This is a genomic window from Xanthomonas sp. F14 (genome assembly GCF_014199865.1).
The window spans coordinates 218,691-242,609 of record NZ_JACHOM010000002.1 but is presented as its reverse complement, the minus strand read 5'-3'; the positions used below and the strand labels follow the sequence as shown (position 1 = coordinate 242,609).

15 protein-coding genes and 1 other RNA gene are annotated in these 23,919 nt (G+C 67.4%); 4 read left to right on the top strand and 12 right to left on the bottom strand.

All coding sequences use genetic code 11. The features are described 5' to 3' along the window. Window positions 1–301 precede the first annotated feature (301 nt). The 7 genes from GGR73_RS09560 to cysD all read right to left on the bottom strand — a co-directional run bounded on the left by GGR73_RS09560 (window position 302) and on the right by cysD (window position 11,369). The gene (locus GGR73_RS09560) at window positions 302–844 is read right to left on the bottom strand and encodes a GNAT family N-acetyltransferase (protein WP_184456691.1); all 543 of its coding nucleotides are present in this window, start codon (window positions 842–844) and stop codon (window positions 302–304) included. A 17-nt stretch (window positions 845–861) separates the two neighbouring features. Beyond that, window positions 862–938, bottom strand: a non-coding RNA gene (locus GGR73_RS09555) — sX9 sRNA. A gap of 116 nt (window positions 939–1,054) precedes the next feature. After that, on the bottom strand, window positions 1,055–3,730 hold the full coding sequence (locus GGR73_RS09550) for a M1 family metallopeptidase (protein WP_126966305.1): 2,676 nt from the start codon (window positions 3,728–3,730) through the stop codon (window positions 1,055–1,057). A 298-nt stretch (window positions 3,731–4,028) separates the two neighbouring features. Continuing rightward, window positions 4,029–7,154, bottom strand: a complete 3,126-nt coding sequence (locus GGR73_RS09545; protein WP_024940307.1) for an efflux RND transporter permease subunit — start codon at window positions 7,152–7,154, stop codon at window positions 4,029–4,031. Beyond that, on the bottom strand, window positions 7,151–8,224 hold the full coding sequence (locus GGR73_RS09540; protein WP_046344036.1) for an efflux RND transporter periplasmic adaptor subunit: 1,074 nt from the start codon (window positions 8,222–8,224) through the stop codon (window positions 7,151–7,153). Before GGR73_RS09540 ends, GGR73_RS09545 begins: the two co-directional genes overlap by 4 nt. A 260-nt stretch (window positions 8,225–8,484) precedes the next feature. Continuing rightward, complete coding sequence (cysN, locus tag GGR73_RS09535; RefSeq protein ID WP_184456689.1) at window positions 8,485–10,461, bottom strand: sulfate adenylyltransferase subunit CysN; 1,977 nt, start codon at window positions 10,459–10,461, stop codon at window positions 8,485–8,487. Then, window positions 10,461–11,369, bottom strand: a complete 909-nt coding sequence (gene cysD / locus GGR73_RS09530; protein ID WP_167709535.1) for a sulfate adenylyltransferase subunit CysD — start codon at window positions 11,367–11,369, stop codon at window positions 10,461–10,463. Before cysD ends, cysN begins: the two co-directional genes overlap by 1 nt. A gap of 179 nt (window positions 11,370–11,548) precedes the next feature. Here cysD and GGR73_RS09525 point away from each other — a divergent pair, with 179 nt between their 5' ends. From GGR73_RS09525 to GGR73_RS09515, 3 genes are all read left to right on the top strand, one after another. After that, window positions 11,549–13,396: an assimilatory sulfite reductase (NADPH) flavoprotein subunit gene (locus tag GGR73_RS09525; protein WP_184456687.1), complete on the top strand. Its 1,848-nt coding sequence runs from the start codon at window positions 11,549–11,551 to the stop codon at window positions 13,394–13,396. 105 nt (window positions 13,397–13,501) lie between these two features. Further along, window positions 13,502–15,223, top strand: a complete 1,722-nt coding sequence (gene cysI, locus GGR73_RS09520) for an assimilatory sulfite reductase (NADPH) hemoprotein subunit (protein ID WP_184379098.1) — start codon at window positions 13,502–13,504, stop codon at window positions 15,221–15,223. Then, on the top strand, window positions 15,220–15,945 hold the full coding sequence (locus GGR73_RS09515) for a phosphoadenylyl-sulfate reductase (RefSeq protein WP_024940721.1): 726 nt from the start codon (window positions 15,220–15,222) through the stop codon (window positions 15,943–15,945). Before cysI ends, GGR73_RS09515 begins: the two co-directional genes overlap by 4 nt. Before the next feature lie 129 nt (window positions 15,946–16,074). Here the strand turns inward: GGR73_RS09515 and GGR73_RS09510 are convergent, their stop codons facing one another. From GGR73_RS09510 to GGR73_RS09500, 3 genes are all read right to left on the bottom strand, one after another. Next, window positions 16,075–17,622 carry a PepSY-associated TM helix domain-containing protein gene (locus tag GGR73_RS09510; RefSeq protein ID WP_184456685.1) on the bottom strand — a complete coding sequence of 516 codons (1,548 nt, stop codon included), beginning with the start codon at window positions 17,620–17,622 and terminating at the stop codon, window positions 16,075–16,077. Beyond that, window positions 17,622–19,625 carry a TonB-dependent receptor gene (locus tag GGR73_RS09505; RefSeq protein WP_184456965.1) on the bottom strand — a complete coding sequence of 668 codons (2,004 nt, stop codon included), beginning with the start codon at window positions 19,623–19,625 and terminating at the stop codon, window positions 17,622–17,624. Before GGR73_RS09505 ends, GGR73_RS09510 begins: the two co-directional genes overlap by 1 nt. A gap of 195 nt (window positions 19,626–19,820) precedes the next feature. After that, window positions 19,821–20,252, bottom strand: a complete 432-nt coding sequence (locus tag GGR73_RS09500; protein ID WP_102251413.1) for a DUF2946 family protein — start codon at window positions 20,250–20,252, stop codon at window positions 19,821–19,823. Window positions 20,253–20,545: 293 nt separating this feature from the next. Between GGR73_RS09500 and GGR73_RS09495 the strand changes: the two genes are divergently transcribed. Then, window positions 20,546–21,742, top strand: coding sequence for a GAF domain-containing sensor histidine kinase (locus GGR73_RS09495; protein ID WP_024938175.1), 1,197 nt, complete (start codon window positions 20,546–20,548; stop codon window positions 21,740–21,742). 534 nt (window positions 21,743–22,276) lie between these two features. Here the strand turns inward: GGR73_RS09495 and GGR73_RS09490 are convergent. Next, complete coding sequence (locus GGR73_RS09490; protein WP_184456683.1) at window positions 22,277–22,558, bottom strand: hypothetical protein; 282 nt, start codon at window positions 22,556–22,558, stop codon at window positions 22,277–22,279. 293 nt (window positions 22,559–22,851) lie between these two features. After that, a complete protein-coding gene (locus GGR73_RS09485) occupies window positions 22,852–23,835 on the bottom strand; it encodes a LysR family transcriptional regulator (RefSeq protein ID WP_024938173.1) in 984 nt (327 codons plus the stop codon). Between the last annotated feature and the right edge of the window lie 84 nt (window positions 23,836–23,919).

Below are 23,919 nucleotides of genomic sequence, written 5' to 3'. Positions count from 1 at the left end.
GTTACTTGCCGGCTGCGGGGACCGTATCGCCCCTTCCGCCACCAGCGGTGTTCGTCATCCTGCAGGCCGGCATAGCCGGCGGTGCAGACGCATTGGCGACGATGGTAAGCCACTGGCGCAACGAGCCGTATACGAGGTAGCCGAGGCGCTGCTTTCGAGGCCCTGCAACACAGGGACTTAGGTTGACGTTGACGCTATGCAGGACACGCGGGATCGGTGCCGATGCCGGTGACGGATCTGCGCCAACCCGCCGCGTGCAAATGCGCCTGGCCCACGCGTTCGCCAGCGCACGTGGCCAGGATCAGTCCAGATCGGCCGGCAACTCCACCCGCGCGAACACGCGCAAATCGTGCAGCCCATCCGGCCGCATGATCGCGCAGCGGCTGCAGCCTTCTTCGACGAAGCCGTTGCGCAGCAGCACCCTGGCCGATGCCGGGTTAGTGTCGAGCACGGTGGCCTGGACGCGATAGAGCGGCAAGGTCTGCATTGCCCAGGGCACGTATGTGCCCACGATGCGCGTCATCCAGCCACGGCCCCAGTACGCACTGCCGATCCAGTAGCCCAGCTCGGCCGAAAAGCGTCGCTCACCCTGCCCCGGACGCACCGCGATCGTGCCGCAGGCCTGGCCGTCGATCTCGATGGCCAGCACCGGATGCTGCAGGTCGACCACGCGTCCGGCCAGGAAGGCCTCGCCATCGGCGCGCGTATACGGATGCGGGAAGCGCTCGCTCAATCCACGCGGCACCAGCGGGTCGTTGGCATGCCGCAGCAAGGCGTCCAGGTCGTCCTGGCGCCAGCGACGCAGCACGAAACCGTCCCCGTGCAGTGTCAGTGATTCGTCCATCGCTTCGGCCCTGTAATGGCTGATGACACCTGGCGAGCAGGTGCCAGATGGTTGCGGACGGCGCGCCCAGAACCGAAGTGCGCGCGTGGCACATGCCGATTGCGGGCAGTGGGCGCGCGCCTGGCGGTGCACGCTGTCGTCTTGTCAGCTGCTCCGATATGCGCGGTATCGCCACTGCCAATACCGCGCACCCGGGCCGCAGGCCGCGGCTCAGCGCTTGGTGGTTTGCGCCTGCTTGAGCGCGGCGCACAGGCGGATGGTCTCGCCGGTCTGCGCCATGCCTCGGTCGGCGCCACTGAGCGTGGCCAGGCGCGGCTTGAAGAACGCATCCAGGCGGTCGGCTTCTTCCACGCTGCAACCGCCGGACGCACCCAGCGCCGGCAATCCGCCGCCGTCGAACGAACCACTGCGCTGCACGATACGGTCGAAGTTGGCGGTGAACCACGGCCACATCGACGCGTGCGAGGCCTCATAACTGTGACCGCGCATCAGCAGGCTCTTCATCTCGCCCACCTTGATCGCATCGGTCAGCGCGAAATCACGCACCTGCTTGAGCAGCGCCGGGTCCTGCAGCGTGCCCAGGGCGGCGATCATGGCGTTGCGCTGCGCCGGGTCGGCATGCGTGCGCAATGCGTCGATCAGGCTCTGCACCGCCGGTGCGCCGCGCTCCTGCGCGGTCACTGCCAGTGCGGTGCCGAGCAGATCCGGATTGGCTTTGGAGAAGTCCAGCGCGCCGTTGCCGCCGGCCAGGACCGCATCGCCCTGCGCCAGCAGTGCCTTGCGTACTTCCGCATTCTGCAGGCGCAGCGCGAACAGCCCGGCCAGCGCCGAGCGCAGGCTGGTGTCGTCGATCGACTCGCCGCTACGCCGCGTGTAACCCAGCTGACGCAGACGCGGCAGATACGCCTGTTCGGCCACCTTGCGCAGTGCGTCGCGCTGGGCCTGGCTGGTGGCCTGGTAGCGCCAGATCCACACGAAGCGGTTCAGCAGCGCGGTGGACACATCGGCCGATTCGGACGGCGCCAACTGCTTGAGCGCTGCCAGCACGGCGTCGCCGTCGGTATCGCCGTGGCGGTAGGCCGCATCGATCGCATCGGCATAGGCCAGTTGTTCGTTGTCGTCGAGCTGGCCGACCTGCTTGCCCAGTTCAGCCAGCTGCTTCTTGGGCAGGCTGAAACGGTAGTAGCCGGCGCCACGCGCGTTCGGGAACACCCAGGTGTTCTTGCCTGCGCCATCCAGCACGATGCTGCCGCTGCCGTCGGCGAGCATCTGGCAGGCGGTGCCGACCTGGTTCTTGCCCTTGCCGTACTTGACGCACACCGGCACGCCCCATTGCTGCGCAGTGGAGCCGGTGGAACCGAGCGGCAGATAGCGCTGCTGCTGCAGCTTGACCACGGTCTTGCCGCCTTCGCGGGCGAGCTGGGTCTGCAGATACGGCACGCCCGGCTGATTGAGGAAGCTGCGGAAGGCGGCCTTGAACTCCTCGCCCTTGCCGGCGGCATCGGCGATCGCATCGACCAGATCGTCGGCGGTGGCGCTGCCGAACTTGTGCTTGGCGATGTAGGCGCGCATGCCCTGGCGGAACACGTCTTCGCCGACGAAAGCCTCGAACATCGCCAGCACCGCCGCACCCTTCTGGTAGGTGATGCCGTCGAAGGCGGTCTCGATATCGCCGTTGCCGGTGATCGGCTGACGGATCTTGCGCGCGCTGACCAGGCTGTCGTTGTCCATCGCGTACTGCGCGCCGCCGATGCGGTCCAGATTGGCGCGGTATTCCGGGTGCAGCTGCATGGTGATCTTCTGCTGCATCCAGGTGGCGAACGCCTCGTTCAACCACAGGTCGTCCCACCATTCCATGGTGACGGCGTCGCCGGTCCACTGGTGGGCCAGCTCATGCGCATTGGTGTTGAAGGAGCGCTGCACGTTCTCGGCCGGCGAGTCCTTGTCCAGCAACAGCAGCCAGTCGCGGAAGGTGACGAACCCGGGGTTTTCCATCGCACCGGCGCTGAAGTCCGGCGCGGCGACCAGATCGAGCTTGTCGAACGGATAGCCGAAGGCGTAATAGTCCTCCAGCGCGGCGATGATTGCCGGGGTCTGGTCCAGCGCCGGGGTGATGCGCGGGCCCTGGCCCTTGGCGGCGATGCCGCGCAACGGGGTCGGGTTGGGGCGCTGCGGGGTGGCCGGCATGGCCGGCACGTCCACCACATCCCAGGGGCCGGCGGCATAGGCGACCAGATAGGTCGGCAGCGGCACGGTCGGGGCGAAGGTCACCGTCTTCCAGCCCTTGCCGGCCGGCTTGGTCGAGGTGGCGATGGTGTTGGCCAGCGCCTGGTCGTCGGTGGGCACGGTCAGGCTGAGGTCGAACGGAGTCTTGAATGCGGGTTCGTCGAAACCGGGGAACGCGTAGCGCGCGCTGATCGGCTCCATCTGCGTCATCGCATAGGCCTGGCCCTGGTACTTCACCTGATACAGGCCCTGCAGCTGCTGATTGAGCGGCGCGCTGTAGACGATGTCCACGGTGAGCGTCTGCGGCTGCAGCGTGCGGCCGAAATCCAGGCGCACCACACCGGCCTGCGCATCGGCTTGCACGTAGCGTGCGGTCAGCGCCTTGCCCTTGACCGGCTTGACCGTGACCTTGCTGACCTTCAGTTCCTTGCCGTGCAGCCAGAGGTGATCGGAGGGCTGCTTGAGCTGCACGCGGATGCTGGTGCGGCCGCTGAACTCGCTCTGGTCCGGATCGATCTTGAACGACAGGCTGTAGCGCTCGGGCACTGCCCAGGTCGGCAGGCGGCCATTGGGCACCGGCTCGCCGGAGGACTGCGCCAGCGCGGTGCCGCAGCACAGCGCAAGGAGAGAGGGAGCAAGCAGGCAGGCAAGACGACGCATTGGCGATTCCGGTCAGGGCAACTGCGGGAGTCGACCACAGCCGGGCATGACTGTCATGTGACCTTAGTCATTGCACGACCGATGCGGTGAGCGCGCCGCCCGCAAAGGCAACCGGCCGCGCTGCGGCGTCGCATAGATCGCGCTGGCCTGGCGCTGCCGCGCTCGATGGACACAGCCTGCGCCCCGATGTTTGGGTTTTGTTTGCGATGCAGCCAGATGCAAACGCCGCGATCAACGCCGATGCCGCAGCATCCCCGCTCATTGACCACCGGCAGCAGCGCACCGCTGCCGGTATCACTCAGGCGTGACCGCCTACCGACGGCGTCTGCGCCTCCAGGGTTTCCAGCTCGCGCGCCACCGCTTCGGGCGACTTGGTGAATGGCGCAATCAGGCTGTAGAACGCCGGCACCACGTACAGCGACAGCAAGGTGGACAGCGACACGCCGAAGATCACCACCACGCCGATCGTGGCGCGACTGGCCGAGCCGGGCCCGCCGGCCACCACCAGCGGAATTGCGCCGACCACGGTGGCGATCGAGGTCATCAGGATCGGACGCAGGCGCACCGATGCCGATTCCACGATCGCCTCATGCACGCTGCGGCCTTCGTCGCGCAACTGATTGGCGAACTCCACGATCAGGATGCCGTTCTTGGCCGCCAGCCCCACCAGCATCACGATGCCGATCTGACTGAACAGGTTGAGCGTGCCGCCGGTGACCCACAACCCGACCAGCGCGCCCAGCACCGCCAACGGCACCGTGAGCATGATCACCAGCGGATGGGCGAAGCTTTCGAACTGCGCGGCCAGCACCAGATACACCACCAGCAAGGCCATGCCGAAGGTCAGCAGCACCGCACTGCCGGACTGCTGGTATTCGCGCGATTCGCCCTTCCAGTCCACCTGCGCATACTCGGGCAATTCCTCGCGTGCGGTCTGCTGCGCCCAGGCGATCGCCTCGCCGAGCGGGTAGCCAGGCGCCAGGCCGGCACTGATGGTGATCGCACGCAGGCGGTTGAAGCGATTCAGGGTGCCGGCTTCGGCCACTTCGCTGAGCGTGACCAGGTTGGACAGCGGAATCAGCTCGCCACGTGTGGAACGCACGCGGATGGCGGTGAGGTCTTCCGGCGCCATGCGGCCTTCGCGGCCGGCCTGCAGCATCACGTCGTATTCCTCGCCGTTGTCCACGAACGTGGTCACGCGGCGCGAGCCCATCATCGCCTCCAGCGCGCCACCGATCGCGGTGACCGGCACGCCCAGATCGGCCGCACGCAGGCGGTCGATGTTGACGCGCATCTGTGGGCGGGTTTCCTTGTAGTCCGAGTCCGGGCCGACCAGGCCGGGATTGGCTTCCATGCGCTGCAGGATGCGATCGCGCCACTGCGCGATCTCCGCATAATCCGGCCCGCCCAGCACCAGCTGGAACGGCTGGCCGCGGCTGCGCACCAGGCCGCCGCTCACCTGCGTGCGTGCGCGCACGCCGCTGAGCACGTTGAGCTTCTGCTGCAGTTCGTCGGCCACTTCGGTGGTCGGGCGCGTGCGTTTTTCCCAGTCCTGCAGGAACACGCTGACCCGGCCGGTGTGCATTTCCTCGCTGCTGCCGAAGCCGCCGGGCACGCGCGGGTTGGCCCGCACGATGGGCTTGTCCGGGCCCACGTAGGGGCCAAGGATTGCCTCGACCTGATGCATCTGCCCCACGGTGTAATCGAAGCCGGCGCCTTCGGGCCCGTCGATCATGATCTGGAAATTGCCGCGGTCCTCGGCTGGCGCCAGCTCGGAGGGAATCCGCCCCATCAACCACGCGCTGGCACCCAGTGCCAACAGCATCAGCAGCGCGAAGATCCAGGTGCGATGCACATGCCGCTCCAGCGAGCGCCCGTACGCCCCGGACACGGCCTGCATGCGGCCATCGAACCAGCGATGGAAGCGGTTGGGCCTGGCCTGCCCGTGCGAGCGCAACAGCTTGGACGACATCATCGGCGTCAGCGTCAGCGCCACGAAGGCCGAGATCGCCACCGCCGCGGCCAATGCCACCGCCAGCTCGCGGAACAGGCGCCCGGTATTGCCTTCCAGAAAGCCCACCGGCAGGAACACCGCCACCAGCACCGCGGTGGTGGCGATCACCGCGAAGGCGACCTGGCCGGTACCGCGCTTGGCCGCCACCAGTGGCGGCTCGCCCAGGTCGATGCGGCGCTGGATGTTCTCCACCACCACGATGGCATCGTCCACCACCAGGCCGATACACAGCACCAGCGCGAGCAAGGTCAGCAGGTTGATCGAAAAATCGAACGCGTACAGCGCGATGAATGCGGCGATCAGGCACACCGGCACCGTCACCGCAGGAATCAGCGCCGCGCGTGCGCTGCCCAGAAACACCCAGATCACCACCAGCACCAGCACCACCGCTTCGATCAGCGTGTGATACACGCGCTCCACCGCCGCATCGATGAAGGTCGTGGTGTCGAAGGCGACGAAGATGTTGGTGCCCTGCGGCAGCGATTTCTGCACTTCCTCGGCCTGCGCGCGCGCCTCGCGTGCAACGTCCAGCGCGTTGGCAGTGGAGTTGCGCACGATGCCCAGGCCCACATTGGGCACGCCGTTGCTCTGGAAGTAGGCGCGGCGCTCGGCCGAGGTCAGCTCGACCCTGGCCACGTCGCCCAGGCGCACCACATAGCCGCCCTCGCCCTTGCTGAGCGGCAGCTTGGCGAAGTCCTCGGGCTTGAGATAACTGCGCTCCACGCGCAAGGTGAAATCGCGCTGCGCCGATTCGATGCTGCCGGCCGGCAGTTCCACGTTCTCGTTCTGCAGCGCCGCTTCCACGTCGGCCACGGTCAGTTCGCGCGCGGCCAGTTGATCGCGGTCCAGCCAGATCCGCATCGCATAGCGCTGGCGCCCGCCGATACGCACCTGCGCCACGCCGTCCAGGCTGGAGAAGCGGTCCACCACATAGCGCTCGGCGTAGTCGGACAGCTGCAGCGTATCCATCGTGCTGGAGCTCATGTTGAGCCACAGGATGGGGTCGGCGTCGGCCTCGACCTTGGAAATCTCCGGCGGGCGCGCCTGGTCGGGCATGCGGTCGGAGACGCGGCTGACCGCATCGCGCACGTCGTTGGCGGCGGCTTCCACATCACGCGACTGCACGAATTCGATACTGATATCGGAAGAGCCGTTGCGGCTGCGCGCCTCGATGGTCTCGATGCCTTCGATGCCGGCCAGCGCGTCTTCCAGCACCTGGGTGATGCGGCTTTCCACCACCGCCGCCGAGGCGCCGGTGTATTCCACGTCCACCGACACGATCGGCGGGTCGATCGCCGGCAACTCGCGCAAGGTCAGCCGGGTGAACGACATCACCCCCAGCACGATCAGCAGCAGGCTCATCACCACCGCCATCACCGGGCGGGTAATGGACAGGTCGGAGAGTTTCATCGTGCTGCCTGCGGGCGCGCCGCTGCAGATGCAGGCGCGGCCTGATCGACCACCTTCAGGCCCGGACGCAGCTTGCCGGTGCCGTCGACCACGATGCGCTCACCGGCCTTGACCCCGTCGAGAATTTCCACCTTGCCGTCGCGGCGCTCGCCCAGGCGCACGTCGGCGCGCTCCACGCTGCTGTCGGGCTTGACCCGGAACACGTAGGACTCGCGCCCCACCTGCACCACCGCAATCTCCGGGATCACCACCGCCTGCCGCGCCGGCTGGAACAGGCGCACATCCAGCAACATGCCCGGACGCAGCCGGCGGTCGCCGTTGGGGAAGTCGGCCCGCACCGTCACCGAGCGTGTGGTCTCGTCGATGCGCGAATCGATCGCCGCCACCACGCCTTCGAACTGCTCCCCCGGATACGCCGCCGCGGTGCCATTGACGGTATTGCCGAGCTGCACCAGGCCGAACTGCGACTCGGGCACCTGGAAGTCCACGTACATGCGCGCCACATCGTCCAGCGTGGCGATCACCGTGCTGGAGGTGATCAACGAGCCCGGGCTGATCTGGCGGATGCCGAGCACACCGGAGAACGGCGCGCGCACCTCGCGGTCGGTGATCTCCGCGCGCATCTGCTGCACGCGTGCCTGCGCTGCATCGCGCAGCGCGCGTTGCGTATCGACAGTGGATTTGGCCACCAGTTGCTGGCCAACCAGACTCAACTGGCGCCGGTACAGCTGATCGGTTTCCTCGAAGGTGGCCTGCGCGGCCGTCAGTGCCGCCTGCTGCGAATTGCCGCGCAGCCGCAGCAGCAGCTGCCCGGCCTTGACCTCGTCGCCGCTGTCGAAATTGACCTGCTCCACCACATCGCTCACCGCCGCGGTCAGCGCCACCGATTCGCGCGCACGCACGGTGGCGATCGACTGCACGGTCGAGTTCCAGGGCTGAGTGGTCACCGCCTGCACAGAGACCGGGATGGGTTTGGCGGCGGCCGGCGCGGCGGCCTCACGGCTACAACCGGCCAGCGCGACGGCCAACAAGAGCGCTGCGCCGAAACGCGCGCTGGGTCGAACAAGCATCAGAACATCCTGGCGGGGTACGTCGAAAGTTTAACGACCTAGCCGCCATGGAGTTGACAGAAAGGGCGTGCTTTGCACCATGACCAAAGACCCTTGCTGTCGTCGGCGCGATGCGCTGGCCAGCGCAGCCACCGACACGACGGCGTGGATGCCGGACGGACGCGGCCACCGCTCGGCCGCTGCATGCACGCATTCATGCATGACGGCTTCGCGTTGCCCACACCCACCTGACGCCTGCCGCTATGTCCTGTCAGCCCCGCTCAGCGTTCCAGCCCGAGAAACTCGAGCACATGACGCGCCAGCGCCTCTACGTTCTCACCATCGGCGTGAAGATGGACCTCCGGCGCCTCCGGCGCCTCGTAGGGCGAATCGATGCCGGTGAAATTGGGAATCTGCCCGGCCCGCGCCTTGCGGTACAGCCCCTTCACATCGCGCGCTTCGGCGACCGCCAGCGGCACGTCCACGAACACCTCGACGAACTCCCAGGCATCGAAGCGCTCGCGCGCCAGCTGCCGCTCGGCGCGGAACGGCGAGATGAAGCTCACCAGCACGATCAGGCCGGCATCGGCCATCAGCCGCGCCACCTCGGCCACGCGACGAATGTTCTCCACGCGGTCTTCGTCGGTGAAGCCCAGGTCGCGGTTGAGCCCGTGGCGCACGTTGTCGCCGTCCAGGATGAAGGTGTGATAGCCCAGCGCATGCAGGCGCTTGTCGACCAGGTTGGCGACGGTGGACTTGCCCGCGCCCGACAGGCCGGTGAACCACAGCACGCGCGGGGTCTGGCCCTTGATGCGCGCGCGCGCGGCGCGGTCCACGTCCAGATGCTGCCAGTGCACGTTGCCGGCGCGGCGTAGCGCAAACTCCAACGTGCCGGCGGCCACGGTGGCATTGCTCTGCCTGTCGATCAGGATGAAGCCGCCCAGCACGCGGTTGCGTGCATACGGCGAGAACGCGATCGGCTCGTCCAGCGCCAGATTGCAGTAGCCCACCTCATTGAGCTCCAGCCGCTTGGCGGCCAGCCGCTCCTGCGTGTTCACATCGACCTTGTGCTTGATCTCGCTGATGCTCGCAGTGACCGTGCGCGTGCCGATCTTGAGCCAGTACGGGCGCCCCGGCAGCAAGGCGGCATCGTCCATCCACAGCAGATGCGCGGCGAACTGGTCGGCCACTTCCGGCGGATCGTCGACGGCGGCAATGATGTCGCCGCGGCTGATATCGATCTCCTCGCGCAAGGTCAGCGTGACCGCCTGGCCGGCGCGTGCGCTGTCCACCTGGCCGTTGGCATCCAGCACCGATGCCACCTGCGTGCGGCGCCCGGACGGCACCACCACCACGGCATCGCCCACCCGCACCTGCCCGGCCGCGATGGTGCCGGCGTAGCCACGGAAGTGCTGATGGGGGCGATTGACCCACTGCACCGGCAAGCGGAAGCCGCTGCCGGCTTCCGGCGTCTCCACGTGCACGGTGTCGAGATGCTGCAGCAGATGCGGGCCGCGGTACCACGGCATCCGCGCCGATGGGCTGGACAGATTTTCGCCAGCCAGGGCCGACAACGGAATGCATTGCACATCGGCGATGCCCAGCTGCGCGGCCAGCGCGCGGTAGCCCTCGGCGATGTCGGCGAAGACCTGCGCGTCGTAGTCCACCAGGTCCATCTTGTTGACCGCCAGCACCACGTGGCCGATGCCAAGCAACGACACGATGTAACTGTGCCGGCGCGTCTGCGCCAGCAAGCCCTTGCGCGCGTCCACCAGCACCACCGCAACATCGGCAGTGGATGCGCCTGTGGCCATGTTGCGCGTGTACTGCTCATGTCCGGGGCAGTCGGCGACGATGAACTTGCGCTGGTCGGTATCGAAATAGCGGTACGCCACATCGATGGTGATGCCCTGCTCGCGCTCGGCGGCCAGCCCATCCATCAACAACGCATAGTCGATACCCTCGCCCTGCGTGCCGTGCCGCCGGCTATCGCTCTCCAGTGCGGCAAGCTGATCGTCGAACAGCCGCTTGCTGTCGTACAGCAGGCGCCCGATCAAGGTGCTCTTGCCATCGTCCACGCTGCCGCAGGTGATGAAGCGCAGCAGCGGCTTGGCTTCGTGTTGATGCAGATAGGCGCTGATCGCGCCGGGATTGGGGAGTGGGGATTGGGGATTGGCAAAGGCAGCTGCTTCCTCCGTTCCGTCCACGGCGAACCGCTGTTGCGAATCCCCAATCCCGAATCCCGATTCCCTGCCCATCAAAAATACCCCTCAAGCTTCTTCTGCTCCATCGACGCGCCTGGCGCATGATCGATCATGCGGCCCTGGCGTTCGGAGCTGGTGCTGACCAGCATTTCGGCGATCACCGCTTCCAGCGTGTCTGCAGTCGATTCGATCGCGCCGGTGAGCGGATAGCAGCCCAGCGTGCGGAAGCGCACCGAGCGCAGTTGCGGCGTCTCGCCGTCGTGCAATGGCAGGCGGTGGTCGTCGACCATGATCCAGGCACCGTCGCGCTGCACCACCGGGCGCGGCGCGGCGAAATACAGCGGCACCACCGGTATCCGTTCGCGGTAGATGTACAGCCAGATATCCAGCTCGGTCCAGTTGGACAGCGGAAACACGCGCACGCTTTCGCCGGGTTTGGTGCGCGCGTTGTACAGATTCCACAATTCCGGGCGCTGGTTCTTGGGGTCCCAGCGATGACGCGCGTTGCGGAACGAGAACACGCGCTCCTTGGCGCGCGATTTCTCCTCGTCGCGGCGCGCCCCGCCGATCGCCGCGTCGAAGCCGCCCTGCTCCAGCGCCTGCTTCAGGCCCTGGGTCTTCATGATGTCGGTATGCACCGCCGCGCCGTGGCTGATCGGGCCGACGTCCTGGGCGATGCCGTCGGGGTTGATGTGCACGCGCAGGTCCACGCCGGTCTCGGCCGCGCGGCGGTCGCGGAAGGCGATCATCTCGCCGAACTTCCAGCGCGTGTCCACATGCAGCAGCGGGATCGGTGGCGGCGACGGCGCGAACGCCTTGAGCAGCAGATGCAGCAGCACCGAGCTGTCCTTGCCCACCGAATACAGCATCACCGGGGCCCGGAATTCGGCGGCGACCTCGCGCAGGATGTGGATGCTTTCGGCCTCGAGCCGATCCAGGTGTGACAGGGGCAGCAGAGTCATCAAGGTGTCGTGGGCGTCGGCGGGCAGACCAGCCGATGGTAGGGCAAGGCGCCGCAGTGTGTGGCGCGGGCCGCCCACACCCAAATAAGCGGCCGGCATAACGCGATAACGGCTCATCCTTTCTGGCCACGGCAACGCTTCCCTAACATCGCTGGTCTCATCAACCGCCCTGGATCCGAATGACCGCCGCCAGTTCCGCGCTTCCGCCCAGCCCCTTGCCCGACGAGCGCAAGGCGCTGCTGGAACGGTTGGTCGACGGCCTGGATGCCGCATCGCTGTGGTGGCTGTCCGGCTACACCGCCGGGCTGGCACAAGGCCAGCCGCCGCGCTCGCTGGCGGTGTTGCCAGGCGGCCAGCCGCACGCGCCGGCACAGGAAAGCCAGCGCCTGACCGTGCTGTACGGCAGCCAGACCGGCAATGCACGCCGGGAGGCCGAGCAGCTGGCAGCTGAGGCCGAGGCCGCCGGCCTGAGCGTGCGTCTGCTGCGTGCCGATCAGTACCCCACCCGCGAGCTGGCAAGCGAGCGACTGCTCTACGTGGTCATCAGCACCCAGGGCGAAGGCGACCCGCCGGACGACGCGATCGGGCTGGTGGAATTCCTGGCCAGCCGCCGCGCGCCCAAGCTGCCCGAGCTCAAGTACGCGGTGCTCGGCCTGGGCGACTCCAGTTACGCCGATTTCTGCGGCATCGCACGCGGCATCGACGATCGCCTGGCCGAACTTGGCGGCAGCCGCGTGCAGCCACGCGGCGAAGCCGATCTGGATATCGACAGCGTCGCTGCACCCTGGCGCACGCAGGCGCTCAAGCATGCACGCGAGCAGCTCAGGAGCGGCCCGCCATCGGCCACCATCACGCCGTTGCGCAGCAGTGCAGCCGCACCGGTGTGGTCGCATCAGCAGCCCTTCCCCGCCGAAGTGCTGGCCAACCAGATCGTCAGCGGGCGCGACTTCAAGGGCCCGCAGTTCCGCGTCTACGCCTTGCCGAGCAAGCGCGTGCGCCATCTGGAATTTTCGCTGGAAGGCAGCGGGCTGAGCTACGAGCCCGGCGATGCGCTGGGCATCCGCCATCGCAATCCGCCTGCGCTGGTCGATGCGGTGCTCGAAACGCTGCGCCTGGACGGTCATGCCGCGGTCACCGTCGGCGAAGAGACTCTGGCCCTGCACGAGTGGCTGGCCACCCGGCGCGAATTGACCAAGCTGTCGCGGCCGCTGCTGGCCGCCCATGCCGAGCGTGCGCGCGCCGACGAGCTGCAAGCGCTGCTCGCCCCGACCCAGACCGCCGGCCTGGCGTCATTGCTTGCCGATCACCAGTTGATCGACGTGCTGCGACGCTGGCCGGCGGATTGGGACCATGCAGGCCTGCTGGCCGCGCTGCGCCCGCTCACCCCGCGCCTGTACTCGATCGCCTCCAGCCGCAAGCGCGTGGACGAGGAAGTGCACCTGGTGGTGGACGAACTCACCTACCAGGCGCACGGGCATGCGCATCTGGGCTCGGCCAGCGGCTTTCTGGCCGCATTGCGCGAAGGCGATACCGCACCGGTCTACATCGAGCCGAATGCGCGCTTCCGGCTGCCGGCCGATACCGATCGCGACATCCTGATGATCGGCCCGGGCACCGGCGTGGCGCCGTTCCGCGGCTTCGTCCAGGAACGCGCCGAAACCGGCGCCAAGGGCCGCAACTGGCTGTTCTTCGGCGCGCAGCATTTCAATACCGATTTCCTGTATCAGGCCGAATGGCAACAGGCCTTGCAACGCGGCGAACTGCACGCGCTGGAAGTCGCGTTCTCGCGCGACCAGGCCGAAAAGATCTACGTGCAACATCGCCTGCGCGCACGCGGCGCCGAGGTCTACGCCTGGCTGCAAGGCGGTGCGCATCTGTACGTGTGCGGCGCCATCGGCATGGGCAAGGACGTGCACGCCGCCCTGCTCGACATCGTCGCCACCCACGGCGCCGTGGATGCAGAAGCCGCCGCGGCGTATCTCACCCGTCTGCAGGTGGAGGGGCGGTATGCGCGTGATGTCTATTAGTGCCGGGAATCGGGATTGGGGATTGGGGATTCGTAACTGCGGGTTCCCCGGGTCTGGTTGTTGTCGTGCTGCTGCTTGTTTGTTTTTGCCAATCCCCAATCACGAATGCCGAATCCCGTCATGAGCCACTCCGTCGAAGACATCAAATCCGAAAGTCGCCGTCTGCGCGGGTCGCTGGAACAGAGCCTGGCCGATGCGGTGACCGGTGCGTTGCGCGAGGATGATCAGACTCTGATCAAGTACCACGGCAGCTACCAGCAGGACGATCGCGACATCCGCGATGAGCGGCGTCGGCAGAAGCTCGAACCGGCGTACCAGTTCATGATCCGCACCCGTACGCCGGGTGGGGTGATCTCGCCCACGCAGTGGCTGGCGCTGGATGGCATCGCCACGCGGTACGCCAATCATTCGCTGCGCATCACCACGCGCCAGGCGTTCCAGTTCCATGGCGTGATCAAGCGCGAGCTCAAGGCGACCATGCAGGCGATCAATGCCACCTTGATCGATACGCTGGCCGCCTGCGGCGATGTCAATCGCAATGTGCAGGTCGCCGCCAATCCGCTGCTGTCGCAGGCGCATGCCACGTTGTATGCCGATGCCGCGCGGGTGTCCGAGCATCTGTTGCCCAACACCCGTGCGTATTACGAGATCTGGCTGGACGAAGAGCGCGTGTCCGGCTCCGGCAACGAAGAAGAGCCGATCTACGGCGACCGTTATCTGCCGCGCAAGTTCAAGATCGGTTTCGCCGCGCCGCCGCTCAACGATGTGGACGTGTTCGCCAACGACCTGGGCTTCATCGCGATCCTGCACGACGGCGAGTTGCTGGGCTATAACGTCAGCATCGGCGGCGGCATGGGCGCCAGCCATGGCGATGCGGAAACCTGGCCGCGTGTGGCCAATGTCGTCGGGTTCGTCACCCGCGATCAGTTGCTGGAGGTGGCCACCGCCGTGGTCACCACCCAGCGCGACTTCGGCAACCGTGCGGTGCGCAAGCGCGCGCGCTTCAAGTACACCATCGACGATCACGGCCTGGACACCATCGTGGCCGAGATCGAACGCCGTGCCGGCTTTGCGTTGCAACCCGCCAGGCAGTTCGCGTTCGAGCACAACGGCGATCGCTACGGTTGGGTCGAGGGCGACGATGGTCTGTCGCATCTGACCCTGGCCCTGCCTGCCGGGCGCATCGCCGATACCGACACCGCTGCGCATCTAAGCGGCCTGCGCGCGATTGCGCAATTGAACGTCGGCCAGTTCCGCATGACACCCAACCAGAACCTGGTCATCGCCGGCGTGCTGGCCAGCGAGCGAGCGCGCGTCGATGCCCTGGTCGCGCAGTACGGCCTGGATGCCGGCAATCGCGCGCCCACCGCGCTGGCACGCGGCGCAATGGCCTGCGTGTCGCTGCCGACCTGCGGGCTGGCGATGGCCGAGGCCGAACGCTACCTGCCCGACTTCAGCGCGGCCCTGCAGCCGGTGCTGGAGCAACACGGGCTGGCCGACACCCCGATCGTGCTGCGCCTGTCCGGCTGCCCGAATGGCTGCTCGCGCCCGTATCTGGCCGAGATCGCGTTGGTGGGCAAGGCGCCCGGCCGCTACAACCTGATGCTGGGCGGCGACCGCCGCGGCCAGCGCCTGAACACGCTGTACCGCGAAAACATCACCGAAGCGGACATTCTCGCCGCACTGGAACCGCTGCTGGCGCGCTATGCGGCAGAACGCGATCAGGCCGGCGACGAAGGCTTCGGCGATTTCCTGCATCGCAGCGGCCTGATCGCGCTGCCGCCCTACCCCACACACCGTCACCTCGACCTGGAATTGCTCGCATGACCGCGCTGCCCGCTGCATCGATCACTGCGTCCGCGCTGGACGACCTGGACGCGCTCAACGCGCAGCTGGAAGGCCTGCGCGCCGACGAGCGCGTGGCCTGGGCACTGCAACACGGCCCGCAGGAGGCGGCACTGTCGTCCAGCTTCGGCGCGCAGTCGGCGGTCACGCTGCATCTGCTCACCCAGCAGCGCCCGGACATTCCGGTGATCCTGATCGATACCGGTTACCTGTTCCCGGAAACCTACCGGTTTGCCGACGCGCTGGCCGACCGGCTCAAGCTCAACCTCAAGGTCTACCGCCCGCTGGTCAGCCGCGCCTGGATGGAGGCGCGCCACGGCCGCCTGTGGGAACAGGGCATGGTCGGCATCGACCAGTACAACAACCTGCGCAAGGTCGAGCCGATGCGCCGCGCATTGGACGAGCTCAACGTAGGCACCTGGTTCACCGGCCTGCGCCGCAGCCAGTCCGGTGGCCGCGCGCAGACGCCGATCGTGCAGAAGCGCGGTGAGCGCTACAAGGTCAGCCCGATCGCCGACTGGACCGACCGCGACGTGTGGCAATACCTGCAGGCGCACGACCTGCCCTACCACCCGCTATGGGAACAAGGCTACGTGTCCATCGGCGACTTCCACACCACACGCCGCTGGGAACCGGGCATGCGCGAGGAGGACACGCGCTTCTTCGGGTTGAAGCGCGAATGCGGCATCCACGAGGACATCTGAGCGCGGCGCAGCGCGCGCTCGTTACGAAGCTTGCCTGCACCACTACGCGTCGAGTTTGCCGGTGGGCACACCGCCAAGCGCATCCCTGACTCGGCGCGTCCGCAGCGCATTGAGGTGACGCGCACGTACTCATGCCGCGGGAACACGTGCCTGACTGCGCTGCATCCAGTAGCGGTCGAACAGCCACATCAGCAACAACGACACCCCGACCAGCGGGAAGATCAGCCCGCAGATCACCAGCAGCGCCAGCAGACCGCGCAGCGTGCGCGGATCGGCCGGCAACGGCGGCACGCCCAGGCCGCCGACCGGGCGACGCTTCCACCACATCACCGCCGCGCTCACGCACAGCAGCACGATCGCCGCGCAGGCCAGCAACAGGATCACCTGATTGGCAGTGCCGTATTGCTGGCCCAGATGCACGTTGATGCCCCATTCCAGCGCGCGCGCCAGTGGCCCGTAATCGCGGTAGCGCATGTCCAGCAGCACCGCACCGCTGTACTGATCCAGATGGATCACGCGCTGGCGCTGCAGGTCGGCCGGATAGACCGAGGCGGTATACACCCCGGTGGCGCCACGCGGTGGCGAGACGCTGTAGCCCGGCACGATGCCGAGCGCATCGAACCGCGCCATCGCCGCATCCAGCCCGATGGCACCGTGACCGGGCGCAGCGACGTTGCCGGTGCCGCCGTGTGCGGCATGTTCCGACTGCACCGCATGTTCTGACCGGCTTGGCTGTTCCGCGTGTTCCGCGTGTTCCGAATGTTCCGAATGTTCCGCACCCGACAGCGTCACACCCACCCGCCCGTCATGCAGACCCTCATCCCCCCCCGCGGCTCCACGCCCAGGCACCGCTGACTCCGGCACACGCGCCTGCCGCAACGACCACGCCGGATCGGTCGTCTCGGACAAGCGCTGTTGCGACATCGGCAGCTGCACCCGCACACCGGCCGGATATCCGAAGTCCTGCCCATTGACCCAGCGATTGACCTGCGCGCCCCACAGCCACGACCACGGCATCCCGGTCAGCGCCAGGAACAGCAATACCGCACCGACGCCGGCACCGGTGACCGCATGCAGATCGCGCCAGAACAGCCGCTGCCCCGGCGTGCCGCGCACGCTGACCACCCCGCCGCGGCGCCCACGCGGCCACCACAGATACACACCAGTCAGCACCAGCACGATCGCCCAGCCCGCCGCCATTTCGATCAAGCCGCGCGCAAACGGCCCGATCAACTCGAGACTGTGCAGCCGGCGGATCGTCCAGGCCAGGGTGCCGTGCTCGGGCAGCACGCCGAGCACGCGTGCGCGATACGGGTCGACATACACCACCTGCCGCACAGCGTGCGTGTCGACCAGCCCAATCTCGGCACTGGCATCGGCGCGTGCGGGCGTGGTGTAACGAAACAAGCTGCCGCCGACCCTGCGCTGCGCCGCATCGACCAGGCGTTGCGCCGACACCCGCCGCTCGCCCACCGGCACGACCTTCAAGCCATGGTGCACGCTGCGGTCGATCGTATCCTGGTACAGGAACGCCGCACCTGTCAGCGCCAGCCAGACGATGAAGGGCAGCACCAGCAAACCGGCATAGAAGTGCCAGCGCCACACCGCGCGATAAAAGCGCCAGCGGCCATCCCGGCGCGGATCGGTGACGCGGCCATCGCCCATGATTGCGCGCATCAGAAGCTCCAGTCCCAGGACAGCGACAACGCACGTCCATCGCCCGGCGAATAGCCGGAACTACCGGTGTCGTACCACGCATACACGTACGCGCGATCGGTGACATTGCGCAGCTGCAGGCTGAGCGCGTTGCGTGCGTCCAGATTCCAGCGCGCGCCCAGATTGAGCAGGGCGTAACCACCGGTGCGCCCCAGCGTATTGCTGCGCTCCAGATAATAATCGCCTTGCGCATTGCCCCAGGCGCTCAGCTGCACCGCCGCGGTGAGCTGCCATTCCAGCCCGGCGGTGGCCAGCCAGTGCGGCACGTTTTCGATCTCCTTGCCGCGCGTGGTCGGCGCACTCGGGTCCGGCGTGGCAATGCTGGCCTTCTGCCGCGAATACGACATCCAGGCCCGCCAGTGCTCGGCCGGCTGCAGGTTCAGTTGCGCATCCCAGCCGCGCCGCAGCGTGCGCCCGACATTGGCCACATCGCCGACACCGGGCACGCCATTGACGCCCAGGATGGTGGCGACTTCGCCGGAAGCGCGTTGCTCCCAATACGCCAGGCGGCCGTCCATCAGCGCCGATGGCGCGAACTTGAAACCGGCCTCCCAGCCGTCGTTGATCGACGGGCCGAGATTTGCCGGCTGGCGCCGATACGCGCCATCGCCGCTGCCGATCTGGAAGCTGCGCCCCCAGTTCGCGTACACGCTGCTTTGCCCGGCCAGCCGGTAGCTGGCACTGAACTTGGGCTGCTTGATGGTGCCGTAGTCGTACGTCGGTGCGTAAATGCCGGCACGCACATCGTGCAGCTGCCCATCGACACGGTCGATGCGATAGCCCGGCACCAGCTGCAGCCGCTCGACCGGGGTCAGCACCGCCTGTACGTAGGCCCCGCGCGTGCGCAGGTCGTAATCCCAATCGCGCAATTGCGCGCCGCGCACCCGTGCCACGGTGCGGTAGCGCTGCGACTGGTTGTCCTGCCACTGCGCATCCACGCCGGCTTCCAGATTGGCCGCCAGCGCGCCGCAATCCGGCTGCCAGTTGCCGCGCAACAGCAGGCCGCGATGGGTTTCATCGGTATCGCGTTCCTGCTGCAGGCCGGCTGCGGAAAAGCGTACCCAGCGCCGATTGCGGTAATCGTTCTGGTAGGCCTTGGCGCTCCACTGCGCAGCGGCGCCCAGCGTGCCGTCCGCGTGCAACGCGGTCTGCCGCAGCTGGCGTTCGCTGCGATCGTCCTGCGCATACGCCGGCGAACTGCCTGGCGCCGCGCGTGCGCTGGCCGCATCCAGATAACCGGCTTCCAGCGCGTGATTGTCGTAGTAACGCGTGGTGAGCCCGGCACGGAAGCCGCCATCGGGGTCGGTATAGAACCACTTGCCGGCCACACTGCGTTTGCGCGCGTCGGCGTGCTCGCGATAACCATCGGAATCGCGCCAGGCCAACACATAGTTCTGGCTCCATGCGCCATGTTCGAAGCCCTTGCCCAACTGCACCTCGCGCGCACCGAAACTGCCCGCCGTCACGCTCAGGCGGCCATCGTTGCCGCCGGTACGGGTCAGCACATCCACGCTGCCGGCGATCGCATGCAGACCGTAGCGTGCATCGTTGGTGCCGCGCACGATCTCGATCGCGCTGATGTCCTGCGCAAACACCGCATCCAGATATGGCATGCCGCCGGCATTGTCGTTGCTGGGGATGCCGTCGATCAGCAGCTTCACCGCATTGATGCGCCCCTCGCCATTGAAACCACGGAACGAGAACCGCCCCGCATCGGTGCCCATGCGGAACTGGGTGACCTGCACGCCCGGCGCACGCATCAACAGCTCCCAGCTGTAGTCCACGTGTTGATCGTGCAGCAGCTCGCCACCGATCACATCCACCGAACTCAGCACGCGTGCCGTGCTCGGGCTGCGCTGGGTCTGCGCGCTCACCTGCACCTTGCCCAGGGTCAATGCCGCATCCTGCGCCTGCACAGTGCAGGCAGGCCCCCACACCAGCGCCAACGATGGCGCGTACCACAGCGTTTTCAATAATCGCAACCGCATGACCAACCCTTCGCCGTGCCGGCACGGCAACACCGCCGTGCGCCGCGGCAACACGGCGGGCACAGGCATCACGTCAGGAGAGCAGGTCGTCCATGCAACTGCGTGCGGGCGCGCCGGAAGGTCGGGCACGCAATCGCTACAACGCAGCGGACGCCCGCGATGGGGCCAGACTCACGCGTGCAGCGGCGGCCCACGTGCCCCGAGTGCGGCCCAGCGCACCGTCGATGTTGCGCGCGCCTGCCTGTGCACCGGCGCCGGCGCCGGCCGCGCTTGCAGCAGGCACAGCACCAGCAACGCCAGCCACGGCAGCAGGCGCGCGGCCAGCACGCAGTAATCGCAGGCTTCACCATGCGCGCCTGCGTGTTGGCCGGTGTCCGGCTTGGCGGGCGATGCAGCGGCGGCGTGATGGTGCGCGGCCGTCTGCGCCGGCAGGGCCTGGTCCGCATGCAGCGACCCGCCCGCGTCCAGCGCCGGCCCGCTCATGCACATCGGCTCGGGCGACTGCGCCTGGCTCCAACGGCTGACCAGCGGCGCCACCAGCATCAGCAGCACCGCCAGACAGGCAAGCAAGTGCAGGCAAGGGTGGCGGCGGAGCGAAGGCATTGCGCGAGTGTAAGCCGCCGCATGCCGCAGGGGCGATGGTGGCGGCCGGTGCGCGACCGCATGTCGCACCCGTCGGCAACGGCCGCCTTGCCCGCCAGACTGAGCAGTGGCGGAATCTGACGATCAGGCACCCTGCAGGCGCGCAGACGCGAGTACAGACGAAGTCCTGAAGGGTCGATGCACGGCCGTTGTCGAGGTCGGTAGTCACAGTTCCAGCAGTGGACGTGACAGCGCGCACATGGCAGGCCCTGGCATGCCCTATGCTTATACGTCATCCATCCACCTGCGCGCGCATGAGCACCGTCCTGTCCGACCCAGCGGCCGAGCCCCTTCCCTGTGCTGCCAAGCCGCCGAGCGAGGCATTGCGCCTTCAGGCGCTGCGCAGTTACGGCATCCTCGACACGCCGCGCGAGGCCGCCTTCGAAGACATCACCAGGCTGGCCTCGATCATCTGCCAGACGCCGATCGCGCTGATCAGCCTGGTGGATGCCGAGCGGCAGTGGTTCAAGAGCGAACGCGGCATGGGCGAGCGCGAGACGCCGCTATTCAAGTCGATGTGCGCGCATGCGCTGCTCGACAGCGACGTGCTGGTGGTGCCGGACACCCGCGAGGACGTCCGCTTCGCGCGCAATCCGTTGGTGACCGGCGAGGCGCCGTTGCATTTCTATGCCGGCGCCGTGCTCAAGACCAGCGAAGGTCTGCCGCTGGGCACGGTTTGCGTGCTCGACCGCCAGCCGCGCCAGCTCAGTGCCGAACAGGTCGATGCGCTGCGCGCACTCGCACGCCAGACCATGGCACAGCTGGAACTGCGCCGCGCGCTGCAGGTGGCCGAAGAATCCGACCGCTACCGCAGTCGCCTGATGGCCATCGCCGGGCACGACCTGAAGACCCCGCTGCGCACCGCCGCCTACGCCATCGACAAGATGCGCCGGCATGCCAATGTCGATTCGGTGCCGACCCTGGTCACCGCGCGCGATGCGATCAATCTGGTGGCGCGCAACCTCGACGAGCTGGCCACCCTGGCGGCCGCCAGCGAGACCGCCACGCCGGATCTGCAGCCGCTGGCGCTGGAAGATGTGCTGCATTCGGTGCTGGGTGTGTGGCGGCAACCGGCGATCGACAAGTGCCTGGCCTTGCGCCACGTGCCCACCTCGCTACGCGTGCGCAGCCATCCCACGCTGCTGACCACCTTGCTCGGCAATCTGATCGGCAACGCGGTCAAGTACACCGAACGTGGACGCGTGCTGGTCGGCGTCCGGCGTCGCCCCGGCCACGCGGTGGTGGAAATCATCGACAGCGGCATCGGCCTGAACCTGGACCACCCCGAACAGGTGTTCCAGGCCTTCCGCCAGGCCGACCCGCGCAGCGACGGGCTGGGCATCGGCCTGTGGATCGTGCACCGCACCGCCGAGACCCTGGGCTGCGAAGTGGATGTGCGCCCACGCCCGGGCGGCGGCACCTGCTTTTCGGTACGCATCCCGCTGGCCTGACCACCACTCGGTAGCGCCGGGCCAGACTGAGTCAGCGCAGCAGGTGGGCGCTGCTTGCCGGCATTGCGCAGACCGGCAACGCCATGCAGCCGATGCCACGCAAAAAAAGGCGGACCCGGGCTCCCGACCCGGATCCGCCGCCAAGCACGCCAGGTCTCTCCCCAGGGACCCGGGTGCGCCAGTCGCTCCATTGCGCAGCCTCGCGCAATGGTGATGCGACAGCGCTAGCAACCGCTTGACGACACCGACAAACAAACCAGCGATGCGATGTGCCGCATCGCCGGTCCTGCGCCGTCCACCCCTAGACGTCCGAGAGTGTCGCGTGATGGTTGCTATAAGGATTTACGACAGCGCAGGGCGCAACTTGATGCGGCCAGACCACCCCGCCGCCACGGCCCTGACAGCTGTAGGGAGAATCACCGACAGTGCGCATTTTGGCGAGCGCCCACCGCTCCTCAAGTGATTGATAGAAGAAAGGTTTTCTAGAAAGCGGACGCTGCAGCGCACCATTCCGATGTGCGTTCGCGGGCTGTCTCAGAACCCGGAATCGGCCGCATCCTGGCGCGCGAACCAGTCCGCCGAATGCACCTCTTCCGCCGCAACCTCCAGCAGCTGGCGCAGCACCGCCAGCGGAATCTGCACCTGGGTGCCATCGGCCTGCAGTTCCACCCACAACGATTCGTCCCGGGAATCGGCCAGCACCGTCAGTACCGCATGCTCGCGGCCCTCGACGCGTGCCGACAGCTGCAAGGCCATGCCGCCGTCCTGGTCGGGCGACCACAGCCGGCTGTGGGGCGGACGCAGTGGCTCGGTCATCGGTGGCAGTGCCTCACAGTGGCGAACAGGGACCGCGCGCGCAGCCAAGGGGAATCGGTACGCCCGGCGTACAGGTCGCAGTGTACGGACAGTCGTCATCGATTCCGCACACTGACCGCCAGCATGACGCAGTTGCACAGTTGCTACGTGGACGTACTTGCGGCGTGTCCCATGCCGGTACGCGTGCAGGCGCCCCCTCAGTGACCGAAGCATTCCCCCGGACACAGCAGACGTCGACAGCAGACGTCGCGAGCAAGCGTGCTCGATGCGCGCTGCAGTCTTCGACAGCCAGCTCAGCTGGTAATGGTCTGGGTCAGCGATTCCCAGGTCGGCGGCAGCGGCCAGGCCGGGGCCTGGTTGCCGTCCAGCACGCGGCGCAGGTCGCGCTTGTCGATCTGCGGTGCCAGCACGTGCACCAGATCCAGGGCGTAGTCACGCAACACGCGGTCGCGCGGCAGCACTGCCCAGGCGATGCACTCGGCGATCGGCGCCGGCGCCGGCCAGGCGCGCAGGTCCTCGTCGCTGGCGCTCACCGCCATCTCAGCCACCAGCCCGACGCCCAGCCCGGCACGCACATAGGTCTTGATCAGGTCTGCGTCCAGCGCGGTCAGCGCGATGCTCGGCTCCAGCCCGACCTGGGCGAATGCGCGCTGCAGCGACGAGCCCGGCCGCGTGGAGGATTCGTAGCTGATCAACGGGTGCTGCGACAACGCCTGCATGTCCGGCGCGGTGCGTGCCTGATCCAGCGCATGGCCGCGCGGCACGATCACCAGCCGCCGCCAGCGATACAGCGGCACCGCGATGCCGGCGCTCGGTTCGCCGCCGGCGGTGCTGACCACTGCGATATCCGCATCGCCCTGGCTGAGCAGATCCAGCGCCGCACTTTCGGCGGCCTGCTGCAGATGCACGCTGACCTGTGGATAGGCATGCTTGATCTGCGCCACCGCCGGCGGCAGCACGAAACGCGCCTGGGTGTGGGTGGTGGTCAGGGTCAGCTGGCCCTGGCTCTCGCGGCGCTGGTTGGCCGCGTAGGTGCGGATGTTGTTGGCTTCCGACAGCACCGAGCGCGCGCGCTCGATCACTTCCACGCCGGCCGGCGTCACCGCATCCAGGCTGCGTCCCTTGCGCACGAACAGCAGAAAGCCCAGTTCGTCCTCCAGCTGCTTGAGCTGCTTGGACAGACCGGGCTGGGTCGCATGCACACGCGCGGCGGCGAGCGTGATGTTGAGCTCGGCATCGGCGATGGCGACCAGATAGCGAAGTTGGGTCAGCGTCATGGGCTTATATCCAAAAAAGCGCGAGGCGCCACGAAGGACTCGACTGTAGAGGAGTTCTGCGGGCCAGCTTATAACCGAACGCTA